The organism is Desertibaculum subflavum, assembly GCA_003576705.1.
In the GTDB taxonomy this organism is placed as follows: domain Bacteria; phylum Pseudomonadota; class Alphaproteobacteria; order Ferrovibrionales; family Ferrovibrionaceae; genus Desertibaculum; species Desertibaculum subflavum.
On sequence record QOZS01000006.1, the window covers coordinates 33,314 to 48,487 of the forward strand.

A 15,174-nucleotide genomic window follows, 5' to 3' on the forward strand; every position below is an offset into this window, starting at 1 on the left:
TTCCCTCTGCCACTCCTTTCCCCTGGAGATTTCATGCGGAAACTGCTGCTGCCGGCCCCGGCCCTCGCGGTCCTGGGCGCCGCCCTGCTGGCCGGCGCCGTGCCGATGGCCGGGCCTGCCTTGGCCCAGGCGCCGGTGATGAACCTGACGCCGGCCGGCGAGGACGTGGTGGTCGGCCGCGTCAACGGCATCGACATCCGCCGCTCCGAAGTGACCGCCGTGGTCGAGACCCTGCCGGAACAGTACCGCCAGCTGCCGGGCAACTACCTGTTCGACCTTGTGCTGACCCAGCTCATCGACCGCAAGCTGATGGCCGCCGCCGCCGAAACGGCCAAGCTCGGCGACGACCCCGAGGTCAAGCAGCGCATCGCCATGGCGCGCGAGACCGCGCTGCAGGAAGCCTGGCTCGGCCGCGAGATCGAGAAGGGCGTGACCGAGGAGAAGATGCGCGAGCGCTACAAGAAGATGCTGGCGGAGCAGCCGGCGGAGGAGGAGATCCGCGCCCGCCACATCCTGGTCGAGAGCGAGGAGGCGGCGAAAGGCCTGATCGTGGAGCTGAAGAAGGGCACCGACTTCGCCGCGCTGGCCAAGTCCAAATCGACCGGCCCCTCGGCCAATAACGGCGGCGATCTCGGCTTCTTCAAGCGCGAGGACATGGTGCCGGAATTCACCGAGGCGGCCTTCAAGCTCAAGGCCGGCGAATACACCGATACGCCGGTGAAGAGCCAGTTCGGCTGGCACGTGATCAAGCTGGAGGAGCGCCGAAAGGCGCCGCCGCCGGATTACGAGGCGAGCAAGGAAACGCTGCGCCGCGAAGTGACGCGCGACGTGGTGGTGGCGCTGGTCGAGAAGCTGCGCGCCGGCGCCAAGGTCGAGCAGTTCGATGCCCAGGGCAATGCCAAGCCCGAGGCGCCGGCCAAGAAATAGCCGCACCGAAAAAATCCGGACACGAAGACGACCGCCATGGCTAAACCGCTGCCCGTCTCTCCGCTCGCGCCGAAGAACCCGCCGCGCTTGCCGCCGCTCGGCGGCGTCGAGATCGCCGTCGGCAATTCCGGCACCCGCTATCAGGGCCGCGCCGATGTGCTGCTGATGCGCTTTCCCAAGGGCACCACGGTGGCCGGCCTGCTGACGCGCTCCAGCATGCCGGGCGCGCCGGTCGACTGGTGCCGCAAGCATCTGCCCAAGGGCCGCGCCCGCGCGCTGGTGGTCAATGCCGGCAATGCCAATGTCTTCACCGGCAAGGCGGGTAAGCAGGCGGTGGAGGCGGTGGCCGCCGCCGCCGCCAAGGTCGCGGGCTGCGCCGCCGGCGAGGTGATGCTCGCCTCGACCGGCGTGATCGGCCAGATCCTGCCGCATGACAAGATCGCGGCGACGGTCACCAGCATCGGCGGCCAGCTCGCCTTCGATGCCTGGCGCTATGCGGCGGAGACCATCCGCACCACCGACACCTTCGCCAAGGTCGCCACCGCGACGGTGGAGATCGGTGGCGTCCCGGTGCGAATCAACGGCTTCGCCAAGGGCTCCGGCATGATCGCGCCCGACATGGCGACCATGCTCTGCTTCGTCGCGACGGACGCGAAGATCCCGGCGGAGGTGCTGCAGGCGCTGCTCGCCAAGGGCAACGAGCTCTCGTTCAACTGCCTGACCGTCGACGGCGACACCTCGACCAGCGACACGCTGCTGATGTTCGCGACCGGCCAGGCCAAGCATGCGGCGATCAAGTCGGCCACCGACCCCAAGCTCCGCCATTTCGTCGAGGCGCTGAACGGCCTGCTCGCCGACCTCGCCGAGCAGGTGGCGCGCGACGGCGAGGGCGCGAAGAAACTGGTCACCGTCAATGTCGCCGGTGCGGCGAATGCGAAGGCGGCGCGCCGCATCGCGCTCGCCATCGCCAACTCGCCGCTGGTGAAGACGGCGATCGCCGGCGAGGACGCCAATTGGGGCCGCATCGTCATGGCGATCGGCAAGTCGGGCGAGAAGGCCGACCGCGACAAGCTGGTGGTCAGCATCGGCGGCCAGCAGGTGACGCAGAACGGCATGATCCGGCCCGGCTACGACGAAGCCAAGGCGACCATGCATCTGCGCGGCCAGGAAGTGACGATCGGCGTCGATGTCGGCATCGGCAAGGGAACGGCCAAGGTCTGGACCTGCGACCTGACCCACGGCTACATCGACATCAACGCCGATTACAGGTCGTAAGGGCGCCGGGTCGTGACCAAGCCGGTCATCCTGGTCGCCGCGGTCGGCCTGGTGGATGCCGATGGCCGCGTGCTCCTGGCGCAGCGTCCGCCCGGCAAGAAGATGGCGGGCCTCTGGGAATTCCCCGGCGGCAAGGTTGAGCCGGGCGAGACGCCGGAAGCGGCGCTGATCCGCGAGATGCACGAAGAGCTCGGCGTCGACATCAAGGAAGCCTGCCTCGCGCCCTTCACCTTCGCCTCGCACGCCTATGACGACTTCCACCTGCTGATGCCGCTCTATCTCTGCCGCCGCTGGCAGGGCACGCCGGCGCCGCACGAGGGCCAGGTGCTGAAATGGGTGCGGCCGAAGGAGATGAAGGACTATCCGATGCCGCCGGCGGATATACCGCTGGTAGCAATGCTGCGGGACTATTTGTAGAGCGCCCGTTTCGCAATCCCTTCTTCTTTACCGCCGGTTCACCGAGAACGAGCAGGCTGCGCCATGGCAGAGGAGAGCTCCCATGAAGCCTGTTTCGTCCAGCACAGCCCCGGCAGCCTTCAGCAAGCCGGTGCCGCCCGGCATCGCCAAGAAGGAAGATCAGCTGCCGCCCGGCCAGCTCAAGCGGCTCGACAATCTGCCCAAGGGCATCGAGACGCGCTTCCCGCGGCCTGAGCCCGCCGCCGAGCCGGCACCGACCGAAACGCCCGTTACCGCCGGCGCGCTCGGTGGTTCGCTCGACGTCACTGTCTGATCCAAGCGGGGAAACGCGCGATGAGATCGCCGATCAATTTGCTAGCCGCCGCGCTGGCACTGGGACTCGGGCTGGTCGCGCCGGCGCAGGCCAGGAACGACAAGGCCATCGATTGCGCCAAGGCCGAGAACGCCAAGCGCTCGGAATGCGCCAATGCGCTCGGTCAGACCAAGGAGAACCAGCGGACGAACAAGGGTGGCGCAGCGACCGGCGCCGACCGTTCCGGTACGATGCAGGACTTGAACGCGGCGCGCGAAAAGAAGGGTGGCGGCAAGAAGAACTGAGCCCCTGCCGCCCGCTTCGGGCGCTCTTCTACGGTTTCACCACCAGATTGTTCTGAACGGCTTTCACACCTTTGACACCGTTCGCTACCGTCGTGGCGCGTGCCTTCGCTTCGGCCGTCTTCACGTCGCCCGTCAGCTTGACGATGCCGTTATTTGTGGTGACGTCGATCTTGAAGACGTTCAGCTGCTTGTCGTCGATCAGCTTGGCCCGGATGGTGTTGCTGATCGTCGAATCGTCGATGTACTCGCCCGCCGTCTGGTCCTTGGCACAGCCGGCCAGGGGGCCGGCCACCAGGGCCGCTAATGCGAAAGCTGCGAGCAGATGGCGCCTGTTCATGTCGGTCTCCCTTGAGATCCAGCATCGATCCGCATTTCGGTGGCGGCTGACATGACCGCCATCCGCGCATTACCAAATTGCGTCCGCCGCCGGTCGGTCACATTGATCCGCGTCAACAATGTAGGCGAGCGAAATCGGAGGAGGGGAGGATGACGTCGCGAACAGCCGTCGTCGCTGCACTGACAATGGTCGTCGGCGTGGTCGCGCCGGCGCCGGCGATGGACACCAGGCCATTGTCGGGGACCTATGCGATCGGCTCCGCCACCCTCGTCGATCCGCCACCGGGGGAGAGCAAGGACCGCGTGCTGTTCTATATCGACGGCGCCGCTGCCAAGGAGATCTACGACGCGATGCAGGCCGAGGCGCGGCCGAGCGCCTGCGATCCATCGCTCCGCAGCAAGACGGCGGGGATGCTGGAATGCAGCCGAGGCCCCGGCGGCGACTATGAATGCTCGATTGGCGTGTTGCTGACGAAGGGCACGAGTGTGAGGGCGAGCGTCTGCTGACCGGGGCCGCTATCGTCCGGCCTTCTCGCCGGCCGGCCGCTCTTCGGTGCCGAGCGCCTCGGCGAGGCGCGCCTTGGCGCTGCCCGGCTTGAGCGGCTTCGGCTGCGCGGCATGCGGCGCCCAGCCGGTCAGGGTGACGAGCTCGAAGGTCGCCGGCACGCGGCCATCCGGCGTCGCGAACATCTCCGCATAGATCTGCATTGCCCGCAGCAGGGTCGAGCGGCGGAGCGAGCCGCGCCTTTCGGTCAGCGCCGCCGTCTCGCCGGCGCCGCGCAGCTCGCGCAGCAGAGCGAGCGGGTCGGCATAGGTGACGGTGATGATCTCGCTGTCGGCCACCGGCAGCGCGAAGCCGGCGCGCTGCAGCAGGCCGGCGCCGTCGCGCATGTCGAGGAAGGGCGCGACGCGCGGGCTCGCGCCGCCTTCCACCTCGGCCTCGGCGCGCAGCAGCGCCTGGCGCAGCTCGGTCAGGGTGCGCCCGCCCGGCAGGCCGGCGAGGAGCAGGCCGTCCGGCTGCAGGATGCGGGCGATCTGGAGCAGCGTTCCCGGCAGGTCATTGACCCAGGTAAGCGAGAGCGGCGCCAGCACCAGGTCGAAGCTGGCCGGCGCGAAGGGCAGCCATTCCTCGTCGGCCACCACGCCGGCGCTGCCGAGCAGCCCGGCCGCAGGCGCCGCATGGACCAGCGTCGCCACGCCGGCGCGGCCGGCGAGCGCGCTCGCCACCATGTCGCCGCGCCCGCCGAGGTCCAGCGCGCGCGGAAAGGCCCGCTTCACGTCCAGTACGCGGTCGACCAGGCGCGTCGTCACCTCGCGATACAGGAAATCGTGGCGCGCAAAGCCGGCGGCGGCGCGCGCCAGATGGCGGCGCTTCAAGGCGCGATCGAAGGGCAGGGCGCTGTTCGGCTTCACCCGGGCAGGATAGTGCGGGCCGAGGCCCGGGTCAGGTCTAGGAAGCGGGGGCCGCCTCGCCGCCCCGCGCGGGGCCCGGCTCGCCCCCATTGGTTGCGGCCGCTTCCGGCGCCTTGAGCCGCGTCCGCGCCAGCTCGCCCGTGCCCTCCAGGATCGGATAGGCGACCGAGGTGAGGTGGCCGTTGATCCGTTTCAGGTCGCGGATCACGTCGAGATGGATGGCGCTGGTCTCCAGGCTCTCCGGCCGGCCTTCCTTCAGGCGGCCGAAATGGCTCTGGGCCGCCGCGATCTCGGCATCGCGCACCTCGACCTTCTCGGCCAGCAACCGGCGCGCCAGGTTCGGGTCGCGCGTCATGAACACGTTGAGCGCGAGCTGCATGGTCTCGGTCACGCGGGTGTGGAAGGCGGCAAGCTCGCGCCGGCCCTCGGGCGAGAAGGCATAGCGGTTCTTGATCTTCTTCGCCGCCAGCTCCATCAAGTTCTTGTCGATGATGTCGCCGACATGCTCGAGATTGGTGACGAAGGTCAGGATCTCGACGAAGCGGCCGCTCTCCTCCAGCGACATCTCGCCGCGCGAAACCTGGATCAGGTAGAGCTTGATCGATTCATGCAGGCGGTCGACCGCGTCGTCGGCCTGCTCCACCGACTTGGCGAGTTTCAGGTCGTCCTTCTCGAACACCGCCATGGTGCGCGACAGCATGCCGGAGACCAGATCGCCGAGATGCAGTGTCTCGCGCGCGGCGGCGGCCAGCGCTTCCGAGGGGCTGTCGATCGCGCCGGGATCGAGATAGCGCGGCGATGCCGGGTCCTCGTCCTTCGGCGCCGCCGGCAGAATCCGCGTCGCGACCATGGCCACGAGGTCGAGCACGGCGAGGCCGATCACCGCGACGGCGAGGTTGTAGGCGGAATGGAAGTGGATGGCGGCCCGCGCCGGCGACACGTCCAGCATGCCGATCCAGCCGGTCAGCTGGCCGAGGAAGGGCAGGGCGGCAATCGCCACCACGCCCCGCATGATGACATTGCCGAGCAGCACGCGGCGCGCCTCCGGCGCGGCGCCCCATTGATCGATCAGCGGGGTCAGCGCGCCGCCGAGATTGGCGCCCAGCACCAGCGCCAGCGCCAGCGGCACCGAGACGGTGCCGGCCGCGGCGAGCGACATCACGAACAGCACCATGGCCAGGCTCGAATGCGCTGCCCAGGTCAGCGCCGTCGCCGCGATCAGCGCGATCCAGGGCTCGCCCTCCATGGCGTGCAGCAGGACAGAGAGGCCTTCGGATTCGCGGAGCGGCTCGGCCGCGCCGCGGATCAGGCCGAGTGCCAGCAGCAGCAGGCCGATGCCGATGCTGATCCGGCCGACATGGCGGGCCCGGTCGGCATTGGAGCTCATGAACGACACGACGCCGATCGCGATCAGCACCGGCGACACCATGCCGAGATCGAAGGCCAGCACCTGGGTCGCGACGGTGGAGCCGAGATCGGCGCCCAGCATCATCGCCAGCGCGACCGGCAGCGCGATCAGCCGCCGGCTGGCGAAGGAGGAGACGATCAGCGCGGTGGCGAGGCTGCTCTGCAGCAGGGCGGTGACGCCGAGCCCTGCGGCGAAAGCGCCGAACCGGTTGCGTCCACCGGCCGCCAGCGCCCGGCGGAGCGTGCCGCCGAAGGCGCGGGTCATGCCGGTGCGCACCATCCGCACAGCCCAGAGCAGCAGGGCCACGCCGCCGATCAGATGGATCAGAAGCTCGGTGCCGTTCATTTCCGGCCGTGTGCGGCTCGAATCACGATGCGCATATGCTCCGCCCGCAGGTGCTCGGGCGCAAGCCAATATTACAGAATTGTGACAGAAGCTTGCGGCGCCGTGCCAGCCTAACGGCCAAGCTTTAACAAGCGTTCCCGCCGGCGCGCCGTTTCGAGCCTCAGGCCAGGTCGGCGATCAGCGCTTTCCGCACCGCCGGCGGCAGGATGGCGAGGTGCAGGTAGTTCGGGTGGCTGAAGCCCAACATGGCCTGCACCGACGGATCCTTGAACGCCGTTGCCTGCGCGTCGGTCAGCGGGAATTTCAGGAAGTGGATGGAGGAGGTCTTGCCGTCCTCCTTGGTGCGCTCGACCTCGCTCTCCGCGACCGCGGCGACCTTGTCGTTGCCGATCGTCAGGCTGCAGGTCTCCTCGATTCCGGTCAGCTGGCGCAGCTCCCGCTCGCGGCGCACCGGATCCTCGATCTCGAACATCACGGTGGCGATCAGCTCGCGCCCGTTCGGGATCAGCGGGTTGTAGGCGCGAAGCTCGTCCTCGATCTGCGCTTCGCCGCCCTTCTCGATGCGTAGCATCTCGTGGATCTGGTGCCACATCGTGGCGTAGCACTCGAAATGGAAGGTGCAGAACGGGCCCACCTCCATCCGGCGGTCGCGCTTCAGCGCGATCACCTCGGCGCGGCGCTCCTTGCGCACGCGCTCGTACTCCGCCATCGGCAGGATGTCGGTGCGGGTGATGGTGCGTTTCTGGGCAGCGTTCATGGCAGCAATCCGTAGGCCTTGGCCATCAGTTCGATCGGATGCCAGGAGCGTTGCGGCGCCCCGCCGTCGCCCAGCATCCCGATGCCTTGCACGATATGGTCGGCGGCCAGCGGGCATTCCGACGCCAGATGCGCCTTGCCCTTGGCCGCCTGGCGGGCCACCGGCTTGCCCACCTTGATCGCGGTCTGGAAATTCTCCTTCATCACGCCCCAGCTGCCGCCATGGCCGGAGCAGCGCTCGATCACGGCGATATCGGGCGAGGGGACCAGGCGCAGCATCTCCGCGCCCTTCGCTCCCATGTTCTGCGCCCGCGCATGGCAGGCGAGATGCAGGCTGACGCCGCCTTCCAGCGGCTGCATGCCGGGCGCCAGGCCATAGCGCTTGCCGAGCCCGACCACGTATTCGGAAAGGTCCTGCGTCGCCTGCGCCAGCCGCTTGATGTCGGGATCGCCCGGCAGGATCAAGGGCCACTCGAATTTCAGCATCAGCGCGCAGGACGGCACCAGCGCGACGACGTCATAGCCCTGATCGACCAGCGGCAGCAGCTCCGCCGCCACCTTCTTCGCCCGCGCCGCCACGTCGGCGATGTCGCCATGCTCCAGCTTCGGCATGCCGCAGCAGGTCGGATGCACCACCTTTGTCTCGACGCCCTGCTTGTGCAGCACTTTCAGCGCCGCCTCGCCGATGCCGGGGCTGTTGTAGTTGACGAAGCAGGTGGCGTAGAGCACCGCCTTGGCGCCCTTCGCGGGCCCGTCCGCGGCCGGCCCGCCGGCATCCTTGGCCCGCGCGACGAAAGTGCGGCCGTGGAATTTCGGCAGATGGGCGCGCGCGTCGATGCCGACGGTCTTCTCCAAGATCGGCCGGGTCAGCCGGTTCTTCTCATCGCTCGCCCAGTTGGCGAGCGGCGCGACGGCGCCGGCCAGCCGGCCGTTGCGGTCCGTCTTGCTCAGCTCGCGCTCGGTCCAGCTCACCTTGCCCTTTTTCATCTCGACGGCGCGGTAGCGCAGCATCAGATGCGGGAAGTCGAGGTTGAACTCATGCGGCGGCACATAGGGGCACTTGGTCAGGAAGCACATGTCGCAGAGCGTGCAGGCATCGACGACCTGCTTGAAATCCTCGCTCTTGACGCCGTCGAGCTCTTCCGTCGGCGAGGCGTCGACCAGGTCGAACAGCCGCGGGAAGCTGTCGCACAGATTGAAGCAGCGCCGGCAGCCATGGCAGATGTCGAACACCCGGCGCAGCTCCGCATCGAGCTTCGCCTCGTCGTAGAAATCCGGATCGTTCCAAGCCAACGGGTGACGCATCGGGGCGTCGAGACTGCCTTCGCGCATATGACCTCCGCCCGCGGCGGGGTTATCGCCGCAAGGTCAGGACCGGAGAACTGCGCGGGAGGGCGCGATTGCTGCGCCCTCCCGCCAGTCTCTTATCTTCGTTGTCGTTGAAGTCTCGCCGCGCTCAGCCGAGCGTGTCGAGCGCCTTCTGGAAGCGGCCGGCATGGCTCTTCTCGGCCTTGGCGAGAGTCTCGAACCAGTCGGCGATCTCGTCGAAGCCTTCCTGGCGCGCGGCCTTCGCCATGCCCGGATACATGTCGGTGTATTCGTGCGTCTCGCCGGCGATGGCGGCCTTCAGGTTCAGGTTGGTCGGGCCGATCGGCTCGCCGGTCGCCGGATCGCCGACCTCTTCCATGAACTCGAGATGGCCGTGCGCGTGGCCGGTCTCGCCTTCCGCCGTCGAGCGGAACACGGCGGCGACGTCGTTGAAGCCCTCGACATCGGCCTTCTGGGCGAAATAGAGATAGCGGCGGTTCGCCTGGCTCTCGCCGGCAAACGCATCCTTCAGATTCTGCAGAGTCTTGGTTCCCTTGAGCGCTGGCATGCTTCCCTCCTACTGATCGAACAACCCGCGAAGAGCGCCGCCAGTGCCTGCGGTCGCCCTCCGACCCCGCCATGGGTGTAGACCCGGCGGGCCGGCGCTGTCAATAGTTTGGAATGATTTTAATCTGGTAGGGGCAGCGACCTAACGTCGCTCGGCCGCCTTCAGGCGCACGATCACATCGACGCGGGCGACTTCATGGCCTTTCGGTGCGATCGGCAGTTTGCGCACGTCCACCGCCGCGGCCGGGATGTCGATCAGCTCGCCCGACCGCTCGACCAGGAAGTGGTGATGGTCGGAGACATTGGTGTCGAAATAGCTGCGCCCGGCCTCGATCGTCACCTGGCGGAGCAGGCCGGCCGCGGTGAACTGGTGCAGCGTGTTGTAGACCGTCGCCAGCGACAGCCGCTCGCCGGCCGTCTTGCTCTCGGCATGCAGGCTCTCGGCGGTGACGTGCCGGTCGCCGTTCTCGAACAGCAGTCTGGCCAGCGCGAGCCGCTGCCGCGTCGGCCGCAGACCCGATTCGCGAATGCGCTGGCGCGCCGCTTCCTTGGCTCGATCGATCCGGCTCATGGCCGCGTATATAGGGCCAATCGCCAATGGCGGGAAGACCGGTTGATGGTTGACGCAGCCTTCACAGCGCCGACCGCCGGACCGTCACGCCCGGCCGGCGCTTCAGGTCGGGCTGCAAGGCAAGGCCGAGGCCAGGGCCTTCCGGCGCCCGGATCAGGCCGTTCCGGAGCGGCGGCAGGTCGGTCACCATTTCGCCGTACCAGCCGAAATAGAAGGCCCGCACCATCTCTTGGATCAGCGCGTTCTCGGCATGCAGCGAGAAATGCACCGCGGCGGCGAGCGCGACCGGGCCGGTGCAGTCATGCGTGGCGAACGGCACGTGCCAGGCCTCGGCCATGGCGGCGACCTTGCGCGCCTCGGTCAGCCCGCCGCCCCAGCCGATATCCATGATCAGCACGCCGACCGCGTCGAGCTCCAGCAGGCTGCGATACTGCGCCCGGCCGCCCAAGGTCTCCCCGGTGGCGATCTTGGTGGTGCTGGCGCGCGCCACGTCCTTGATGCTGGCCAGGTGATCCATCCGCACCGGATCCTCGATCCAGAACGGGCGATAGGGCTGAAGTGCCCGCGCGATCTCGCAGGCGGCCGGCTTCAGCCACAGCGCGTGCAGCTCCGCCATCACCTCGATCCGGTCGCCGAGCGCGCGGCGGATCTTGTCGAAGGGCTCCAGCGCCTTCGTCAGCTCGGCCGGCGAGATGGTCAGGCCGCGATTGGCTTCGGCGGCGAAATCGAACGGCCAGATCTTCATCGCGCCGATGCCCATTTCCAGCAGGCTCGCCGCCAGCTCGTCGGCACGGTTCAGGAAGGCGTCCAGGTCCTCGTACTCGCCGCGCGCCGCCTCCTCCGGCAGGCCGAAATTGTCGGTGCCCTGGGCCGGCCGGTTCTGCACATAGCGATAGCCGGCGCAGGTGTTGTAGACGCGGATCTCGTCGCGCACCGCGCCGCCGAGCAGCTGGTGCACCGGCACGCCCAGCGCCTTGCCGCCGAGATCCCAGAGCGCGATGTCGATCGCGGAGAGCGCCCGCATCTCGGCGCCGGTGCCGACATAGCCGCAATAGGGGATCATCGCCCGCCAGTGCCGCTCGATCGGCCGCGGGTCGCGGCCGAGCAGGATCGGCGCCAGATAGGCATGCACATGCGCCTCGGCCTGCGCCGCGCCGTAGAAGGTCTCGCCCAGACCGACCAGGCCCTGGTCGGTGTGCAGCTCGATCCAGAGCAGGTTCGGGTGGCTCTCGGCGCGGATCGTCTCGATCGCCGTGATCTTCATTGCGTCCCCCCGCTCGCTCCGCCGAACAGCCTAGCACCGCCGCCGCACCCGGCTAACCGGCCGGTAACGATATGCCAGCCAATCTGTCGCACCTGTTCTGCCCACCGCATGAGATCTCATGCCCACCGTTGCCGCCGCCCGTATCGACGAGGCCGAAGCGCCCCCGGCGCTGCGGGAGCGTTTGCGCGGCACCAACATCAACCCGGAGACGTATCTCGCCACCGACTACCTCAACCATTTCGCCGAGGTGGTCATGCTGCTCGAAATGCTGCCCTCGATGCCGGAATGCTTGAGCGATATCCGCGCCTGGGGCCCGAAATCCTACGAGGAGCACTTCCGGGACAGCGTGTTCAGCGACAAGGAACTTGCCATCCAGGCCTATTTGGAGGCCGATCCCGCCTCGCGCCGCCCCTTCGACGCGGTGATCGACGAGCTGCATGCCGTGCTGCCGGCCGGCATCGAGGCGGCGGCGGCTTTGATCGAAACCGGCGAAGCGGCTCGGCTCGAAGCCATGATCGCCGGCCTGCTGGACCAGGTGCGCGGGCTGCTCGACCGGGCAACCGCCTGCATCCACGGCCACACCACGACCATGGACCAGGCCTCGGTCGACGCGGCCATGGACCAGAACGCGGTGGATTCCTTGTTCGATTGATCGCAGCCCTCTATTGGCGCCATAACAGGCAATCGACAATCGATAATGCTGCGGCGCAGCAGCCCGGAACGGCCCGGAAACCCTGCCGGATCGCGCGGCACCACTTGATTATCACGTGATAAATATATGTCGCCATTGGGCGAATCGGATTTGGCATGCGACCAAAGTCGAGTGTCGAGACTCTTGACACCTGCTGCAACGCAACATAGGTTGATTCCATTGGCGCTTCGGCGCCAGTGCCCTTCTTGGGCGTTTCCTCCCTAGACTTGGGCCGTCGGCACATTTCGGCGGCCCTTTTTTCATGCCCGCCGTCGCCGAACGGCTAGTATCCCTGACCACAAGAAAGTCGGGTCAGGGGAACGCAGATGACGGCACTCGATCTCGAGATCACCGGCGGAACCATCGTCGACGGCACCGGCCGGCCGCGCTACCAGGGCGATGTCGGGGTGAAGGGCGGCAAGGTGGTCGCGCTCGGCAAGGTCGAGGGCGAGGCCGCCCGCACCATCGATGCCCGGGGCAAGGTGGTGGCGCCCGGCTTCGTCGACGTCCACACCCATTACGACGCCCAGGTCATGTGGGACCGCATGCTGTCGATCTCGCCCTGGCACGGGGTGACGACGGTGGTGATCGGCAATTGCGGCTTCGGCCTCGCGCCGACCAGGCCGCAGCACCGCGAGCTGATGATGCGCACGCTCGAGAAGGTCGAGGGCATGAGCATCGACGCCCTCAAGGCCGGCATCGGCGCCGATTGGGGCTTCGAGACCTTCCCGCAATATATGGACGCGGTGGAAAGCCGCGGCAGCGCCATCAATATCGGCGTGCTGTTCGGCCACACGCCGCTGCGCACCTATGTCATGGGCGAGGACGCGGTGCGCCGCGCCGCCACGCCGGACGAGGTGGCGGCGCAGGGCCGGCTCGTGCAGGAGGCGATGGATGTCGGCGCCATCGGCTTCGCCACCTCGCATGCGGCGACACATAACGGCTATGACGGCAACCCGGTGCCGAGCCGCATGGCCGGCATCGAGGAAATCGACGCCCTGGTCGCGGCCATGGCGTCCTCCGGCCGCGGCATCCTGCAGGCCACCATCGGCCGCACCCTGCTGTGGGACGAGTTCGAGCGTTTCGCCCGCGCCTACAAGGTGCCGGTCACCTGGACGGCGCTGCTCTCCGGCCTCGCCGGCCCCGGCTCGCATCGCCGCCACATGGAACGTGCGGCGCGCGACGTCGCCGAGGGGCTCCGCATCGTGCCCCAGGTCGCCTGCCGGCCGATCAATTTCGATTTCGACTTCAACGAGCCGTTCCCGTTCGAGATGCGCCCGCTCTTCGCGCCCACGATGAAGACCGACCGCGCTGGCCGGAAGGCGATCTACGCCGATCCCGAATTTCGGGCGGCGTTCAAGCGAGACAGCGCCGCGGAATCGCGCACCCCGCTCTCGCTCTGGTACGAGCGCGCGGTCGTCTCCGTGGCGCCGGGCCAGCCCGAGCTCGAGGAGCGGCCCTTGCGCGAGGTCGCCGCCAAGGCGGGCAAGGACCCGCTCGACCTCGCCCTCGACATGAGCATCGCGAGCGACTTCCGCGCCCGCTTCCGCTTCCCGATCCTGAACCACGACGAGGCGGAAGTGGCGGAGCTCATGGTCGACCCGAACATGGTGATCGCGCTCTCCGATGCCGGCGCCCACGCGAACCAGCTTTGCGACGCCTGCTACGCGACGCATCTGCTCGGTCACTGGGTGCGCGAGCGCGGCACGCTCACCCTGGAAGACGCGGTGCACAAGCTGACCCAGGTGCCGGCCGAGCTGTTCGGCATCGCCGATCGCGGCCTGCTGGCGGAAGGCCGCCCCGCTGACATCGTGGTGTTCGATCCGGCGACGGTGGGGGCCAGCGGTCTCACCCGCGTGCACGACCTGCCGGCCGGTGCCGACCGCTTGCGTGCCGATGCCTTCGGCATCGAGGCGGTGGTGGTCAACGGCACGCTCTTGCGCGAGCGCGGCCGCGATGCGCTGACCGCCGACGGGCCGCTGCCCGGGCGCCTGCTGCGTCACGGGCGGGCCGCTTAGATCTGCAAGGCTTGAAAAAAGGGTGGCGGCGCCACCGGCTCTCTAGGGGGGATGAGCCGGCGACGCCGCCGGACCGCGGCCGAGGGCGGGGGGACGGTTCGGCCGTGGTCTCTCTGTGCGGCCATCGCGCTGGCGCTCTTCAGCGCCGGGCGGCGACGGCCGCGCCATCTCGTCGGGTACCGGCACCCCGATGGCTGCGCGCCGACCGGGGGGAGGGGACATTCCATCGGTACGACACCACCGGGGCGCCGGCATCCCTTGATCCGGAATCTGGGTGCGGTTTGCGTCCTTGGCTCGACCGGAATGCGGCGGAAAGGTGGCGCTTGTTGCCGATCGCGTTGCCGTCGTATTCACTGCGCCCGCAACGCTGTGAGGAAGAGGACGACGTGGCGATACCACAGCGCGTGATGGATTACCTGCGGGCGAACGGCGTGCGCGAGGCGCCGGTGCTGGCGCGGCTCCGCGCCGAGACCGCGAAGCTGCCCAACGCGATGATGCAGATCGCGCCGGAGCAGGGCGCGCTCCTGCAGATGCTGGTGCGGCTGATCGGCGCACGCCGTTGCGTCGAGGTCGGCACCTTCACCGGCTACAGCGCGCTCGCCGTCGCGCTGGCATTGCCCGATGACGGGCGCATCACTGCCTGCGACGTCAGCGAGGAATGGACGCAGGTCGCGCGCCGCTATTGGGTCGAGGCCGGCATCGCCGGCAAGATCGATCTCCGCCTCGCGCCGGCGACCCAGACCTTGGACGCGCTGCTCGCCGCCGGCGGCGCCGGCACCATCGATTTCGGCTTCATCGACGCCGACAAGACCGGCTACGACGCCTATTACGAGCGCCTGCTTCAACTGCTGCGCCCCGGCGGGCTGGTCGTGTTCGACAACGTGCTGTGGGGCGGCAGCGTCGCCGACCCGGCCGACCGCTCGGCCGATACCGAGGCGCTGCGCGCCCTCAACGCCAAGCTCGCCACCGACCAGCGCATCGATCTCTGCATGGTCCCCGTCGGCGACGGCTTCTCGCTCTGCCGCAAGCGATGAGTTCGTCCGTTGTGAGCGACGCTCTGCCGAGGCGCCATACGATTCACGGGCCTCTTGGGCACCGCGAAGAAAGCCCTCTCCGCTCTCGAAGAGGGGGGAGAGGGTTGGGTGAGGTGGGGAGGATGCGGTTTGAGGATATGCGCGAGCGCGGTTGCGTTGCGCACAGGCGAATCTTGTCGAGAAGCGGTGCGCCCCACCTCTCCCAAACACTCTCCGCCCCTGAGGGGCAGAGAGGGCTTGCCACGGC

At 68.3% G+C, this 15,174-nt stretch carries 17 protein-coding genes; 9 read left to right on the forward strand and 8 right to left on the reverse strand.

Going from position 1 to position 15,174, the window contains the following annotated elements; genetic code table 11:
* The first annotated feature begins 33 nt into the window (after window positions 1-33).
* From DT074_RS04590 to DT074_RS04610, 5 genes are all read left to right on the forward strand, one after another.
* Window positions 34-927 (forward strand): peptidylprolyl isomerase, encoded by an 894-nt coding sequence (locus DT074_RS04590; protein ID WP_119418644.1) that lies wholly within the window; start codon window positions 34-36, stop codon window positions 925-927.
* Between the two features lie 36 nt (window positions 928-963).
* On the forward strand, window positions 964-2,202 hold the full coding sequence (argJ, locus tag DT074_RS04595) for a bifunctional glutamate N-acetyltransferase/amino-acid acetyltransferase ArgJ (protein ID WP_119418645.1): 1,239 nt from the start codon (window positions 964-966) through the stop codon (window positions 2,200-2,202).
* Window positions 2,203-2,214: 12 nt separating this feature from the next.
* A complete protein-coding gene (locus DT074_RS04600; protein ID WP_119418646.1) occupies window positions 2,215-2,619 on the forward strand; it encodes a (deoxy)nucleoside triphosphate pyrophosphohydrolase in 405 nt (134 codons plus the stop codon).
* 82 nt (window positions 2,620-2,701) lie between these two features.
* Window positions 2,702-2,932 (forward strand): hypothetical protein, encoded by a 231-nt coding sequence (locus DT074_RS04605; protein WP_162914623.1) that lies wholly within the window; start codon window positions 2,702-2,704, stop codon window positions 2,930-2,932.
* A 20-nt stretch (window positions 2,933-2,952) separates the two neighbouring features.
* Window positions 2,953-3,216 carry a hypothetical protein gene (locus DT074_RS04610; RefSeq protein ID WP_119418648.1) on the forward strand — a complete coding sequence of 88 codons (264 nt, stop codon included), beginning with the start codon at window positions 2,953-2,955 and terminating at the stop codon, window positions 3,214-3,216.
* 28 nt (window positions 3,217-3,244) lie between these two features.
* Here the strand turns inward: DT074_RS04610 and DT074_RS04615 are convergent, their stop codons facing one another.
* Window positions 3,245-3,553 carry a BON domain-containing protein gene (locus tag DT074_RS04615; protein WP_119418649.1) on the reverse strand — a complete coding sequence of 103 codons (309 nt, stop codon included), beginning with the start codon at window positions 3,551-3,553 and terminating at the stop codon, window positions 3,245-3,247.
* A gap of 149 nt (window positions 3,554-3,702) precedes the next feature.
* Between DT074_RS04615 and DT074_RS04620 the strand changes: the two genes are divergently transcribed.
* On the forward strand, window positions 3,703-4,059 hold the full coding sequence (locus tag DT074_RS04620) for a hypothetical protein (protein WP_162914624.1): 357 nt from the start codon (window positions 3,703-3,705) through the stop codon (window positions 4,057-4,059).
* A 9-nt stretch (window positions 4,060-4,068) separates the two neighbouring features.
* Here DT074_RS04620 and DT074_RS04625 read toward each other — a convergent pair whose 3' ends face one another.
* From DT074_RS04625 to DT074_RS04655, 7 genes are all read right to left on the reverse strand, one after another.
* The gene (locus tag DT074_RS04625; RefSeq protein ID WP_368744420.1) at window positions 4,069-4,965 is read right to left on the reverse strand and encodes a methyltransferase domain-containing protein; all 897 of its coding nucleotides are present in this window, start codon (window positions 4,963-4,965) and stop codon (window positions 4,069-4,071) included.
* A 37-nt stretch (window positions 4,966-5,002) separates the two neighbouring features.
* Window positions 5,003-6,718 carry a Na/Pi cotransporter family protein gene (locus tag DT074_RS04630; protein WP_119418652.1) on the reverse strand — a complete coding sequence of 572 codons (1,716 nt, stop codon included), beginning with the start codon at window positions 6,716-6,718 and terminating at the stop codon, window positions 5,003-5,005.
* A gap of 160 nt (window positions 6,719-6,878) precedes the next feature.
* Window positions 6,879-7,475, reverse strand: a complete 597-nt coding sequence (locus DT074_RS04635; RefSeq protein WP_119418653.1) for a DUF3501 family protein — start codon at window positions 7,473-7,475, stop codon at window positions 6,879-6,881.
* On the reverse strand, window positions 7,472-8,806 hold the full coding sequence (locus DT074_RS04640; protein WP_119418654.1) for a heterodisulfide reductase-related iron-sulfur binding cluster: 1,335 nt from the start codon (window positions 8,804-8,806) through the stop codon (window positions 7,472-7,474). The genes DT074_RS04635 and DT074_RS04640 overlap by 4 nt, the downstream gene beginning before the upstream one ends.
* Before the next feature lie 124 nt (window positions 8,807-8,930).
* Window positions 8,931-9,350 carry a rubrerythrin family protein gene (locus DT074_RS04645; RefSeq protein ID WP_119418655.1) on the reverse strand — a complete coding sequence of 140 codons (420 nt, stop codon included), beginning with the start codon at window positions 9,348-9,350 and terminating at the stop codon, window positions 8,931-8,933.
* 141 nt (window positions 9,351-9,491) lie between these two features.
* Window positions 9,492-9,920 (reverse strand): iron response transcriptional regulator IrrA, encoded by a 429-nt coding sequence (gene irrA, locus DT074_RS04650; protein WP_119418656.1) that lies wholly within the window; start codon window positions 9,918-9,920, stop codon window positions 9,492-9,494.
* A gap of 61 nt (window positions 9,921-9,981) precedes the next feature.
* Entirely contained in the window at window positions 9,982-11,184 is a 1,203-nt protein-coding gene (locus DT074_RS04655; protein ID WP_119418657.1) for a mandelate racemase/muconate lactonizing enzyme family protein, read from the reverse strand.
* 118 nt (window positions 11,185-11,302) lie between these two features.
* Here DT074_RS04655 and DT074_RS04660 point away from each other — a divergent pair, with 118 nt between their 5' ends.
* The 3 genes from DT074_RS04660 (at window position 11,303) to DT074_RS04670 (ending at window position 14,927) form a co-directional block, all read left to right on the forward strand.
* Window positions 11,303-11,836: a hypothetical protein gene (locus tag DT074_RS04660; protein ID WP_119418658.1), complete on the forward strand. Its 534-nt coding sequence runs from the start codon at window positions 11,303-11,305 to the stop codon at window positions 11,834-11,836.
* A gap of 365 nt (window positions 11,837-12,201) precedes the next feature.
* Window positions 12,202-13,893 (forward strand): N-acyl-D-amino-acid deacylase family protein, encoded by a 1,692-nt coding sequence (locus DT074_RS04665; protein WP_119418659.1) that lies wholly within the window; start codon window positions 12,202-12,204, stop codon window positions 13,891-13,893.
* 407 nt (window positions 13,894-14,300) lie between these two features.
* On the forward strand, window positions 14,301-14,927 hold the full coding sequence (locus DT074_RS04670) for a class I SAM-dependent methyltransferase (protein ID WP_119418660.1): 627 nt from the start codon (window positions 14,301-14,303) through the stop codon (window positions 14,925-14,927).
* Window positions 14,928-15,174 lie beyond the last annotated feature (247 nt).

Coding starts and splice junctions, on each gene's coding strand:
- DT074_RS04590 (WP_119418644.1), top strand. CDS start 34: ATGCGGAAACTGCTGCTGCCGGCCCCGGCCCTCGCGGTCCTGGGCGCC.
- argJ (WP_119418645.1), top strand. CDS start 964: ATGGCTAAACCGCTGCCCGTCTCTCCGCTCGCGCCGAAGAACCCGCCG.
- DT074_RS04605 (WP_162914623.1), top strand. CDS start 2,702: ATGAAGCCTGTTTCGTCCAGCACAGCCCCGGCAGCCTTCAGCAAGCCG.
- DT074_RS04610 (WP_119418648.1), top strand. CDS start 2,953: ATGAGATCGCCGATCAATTTGCTAGCCGCCGCGCTGGCACTGGGACTC.
- DT074_RS04615 (WP_119418649.1), bottom strand. CDS start 3,553: ATGAACAGGCGCCATCTGCTCGCAGCTTTCGCATTAGCGGCCCTGGTG.
- DT074_RS04620 (WP_162914624.1), top strand. CDS start 3,703: ATGACGTCGCGAACAGCCGTCGTCGCTGCACTGACAATGGTCGTCGGC.
- DT074_RS04630 (WP_119418652.1), bottom strand. CDS start 6,718: ATGAACGGCACCGAGCTTCTGATCCATCTGATCGGCGGCGTGGCCCTG.
- DT074_RS04635 (WP_119418653.1), bottom strand. CDS start 7,475: ATGAACGCTGCCCAGAAACGCACCATCACCCGCACCGACATCCTGCCG.
- DT074_RS04640 (WP_119418654.1), bottom strand. CDS start 8,806: ATGCGCGAAGGCAGTCTCGACGCCCCGATGCGTCACCCGTTGGCTTGG.
- DT074_RS04645 (WP_119418655.1), bottom strand. CDS start 9,350: ATGCCAGCGCTCAAGGGAACCAAGACTCTGCAGAATCTGAAGGATGCG.
- irrA (WP_119418656.1), bottom strand. CDS start 9,920: ATGAGCCGGATCGATCGAGCCAAGGAAGCGGCGCGCCAGCGCATTCGC.
- DT074_RS04655 (WP_119418657.1), bottom strand. CDS start 11,184: ATGAAGATCACGGCGATCGAGACGATCCGCGCCGAGAGCCACCCGAAC.
- DT074_RS04660 (WP_119418658.1), top strand. CDS start 11,303: ATGCCCACCGTTGCCGCCGCCCGTATCGACGAGGCCGAAGCGCCCCCG.
- DT074_RS04665 (WP_119418659.1), top strand. CDS start 12,202: ATGACGGCACTCGATCTCGAGATCACCGGCGGAACCATCGTCGACGGC.
- DT074_RS04670 (WP_119418660.1), top strand. CDS start 14,301: ATGGATTACCTGCGGGCGAACGGCGTGCGCGAGGCGCCGGTGCTGGCG.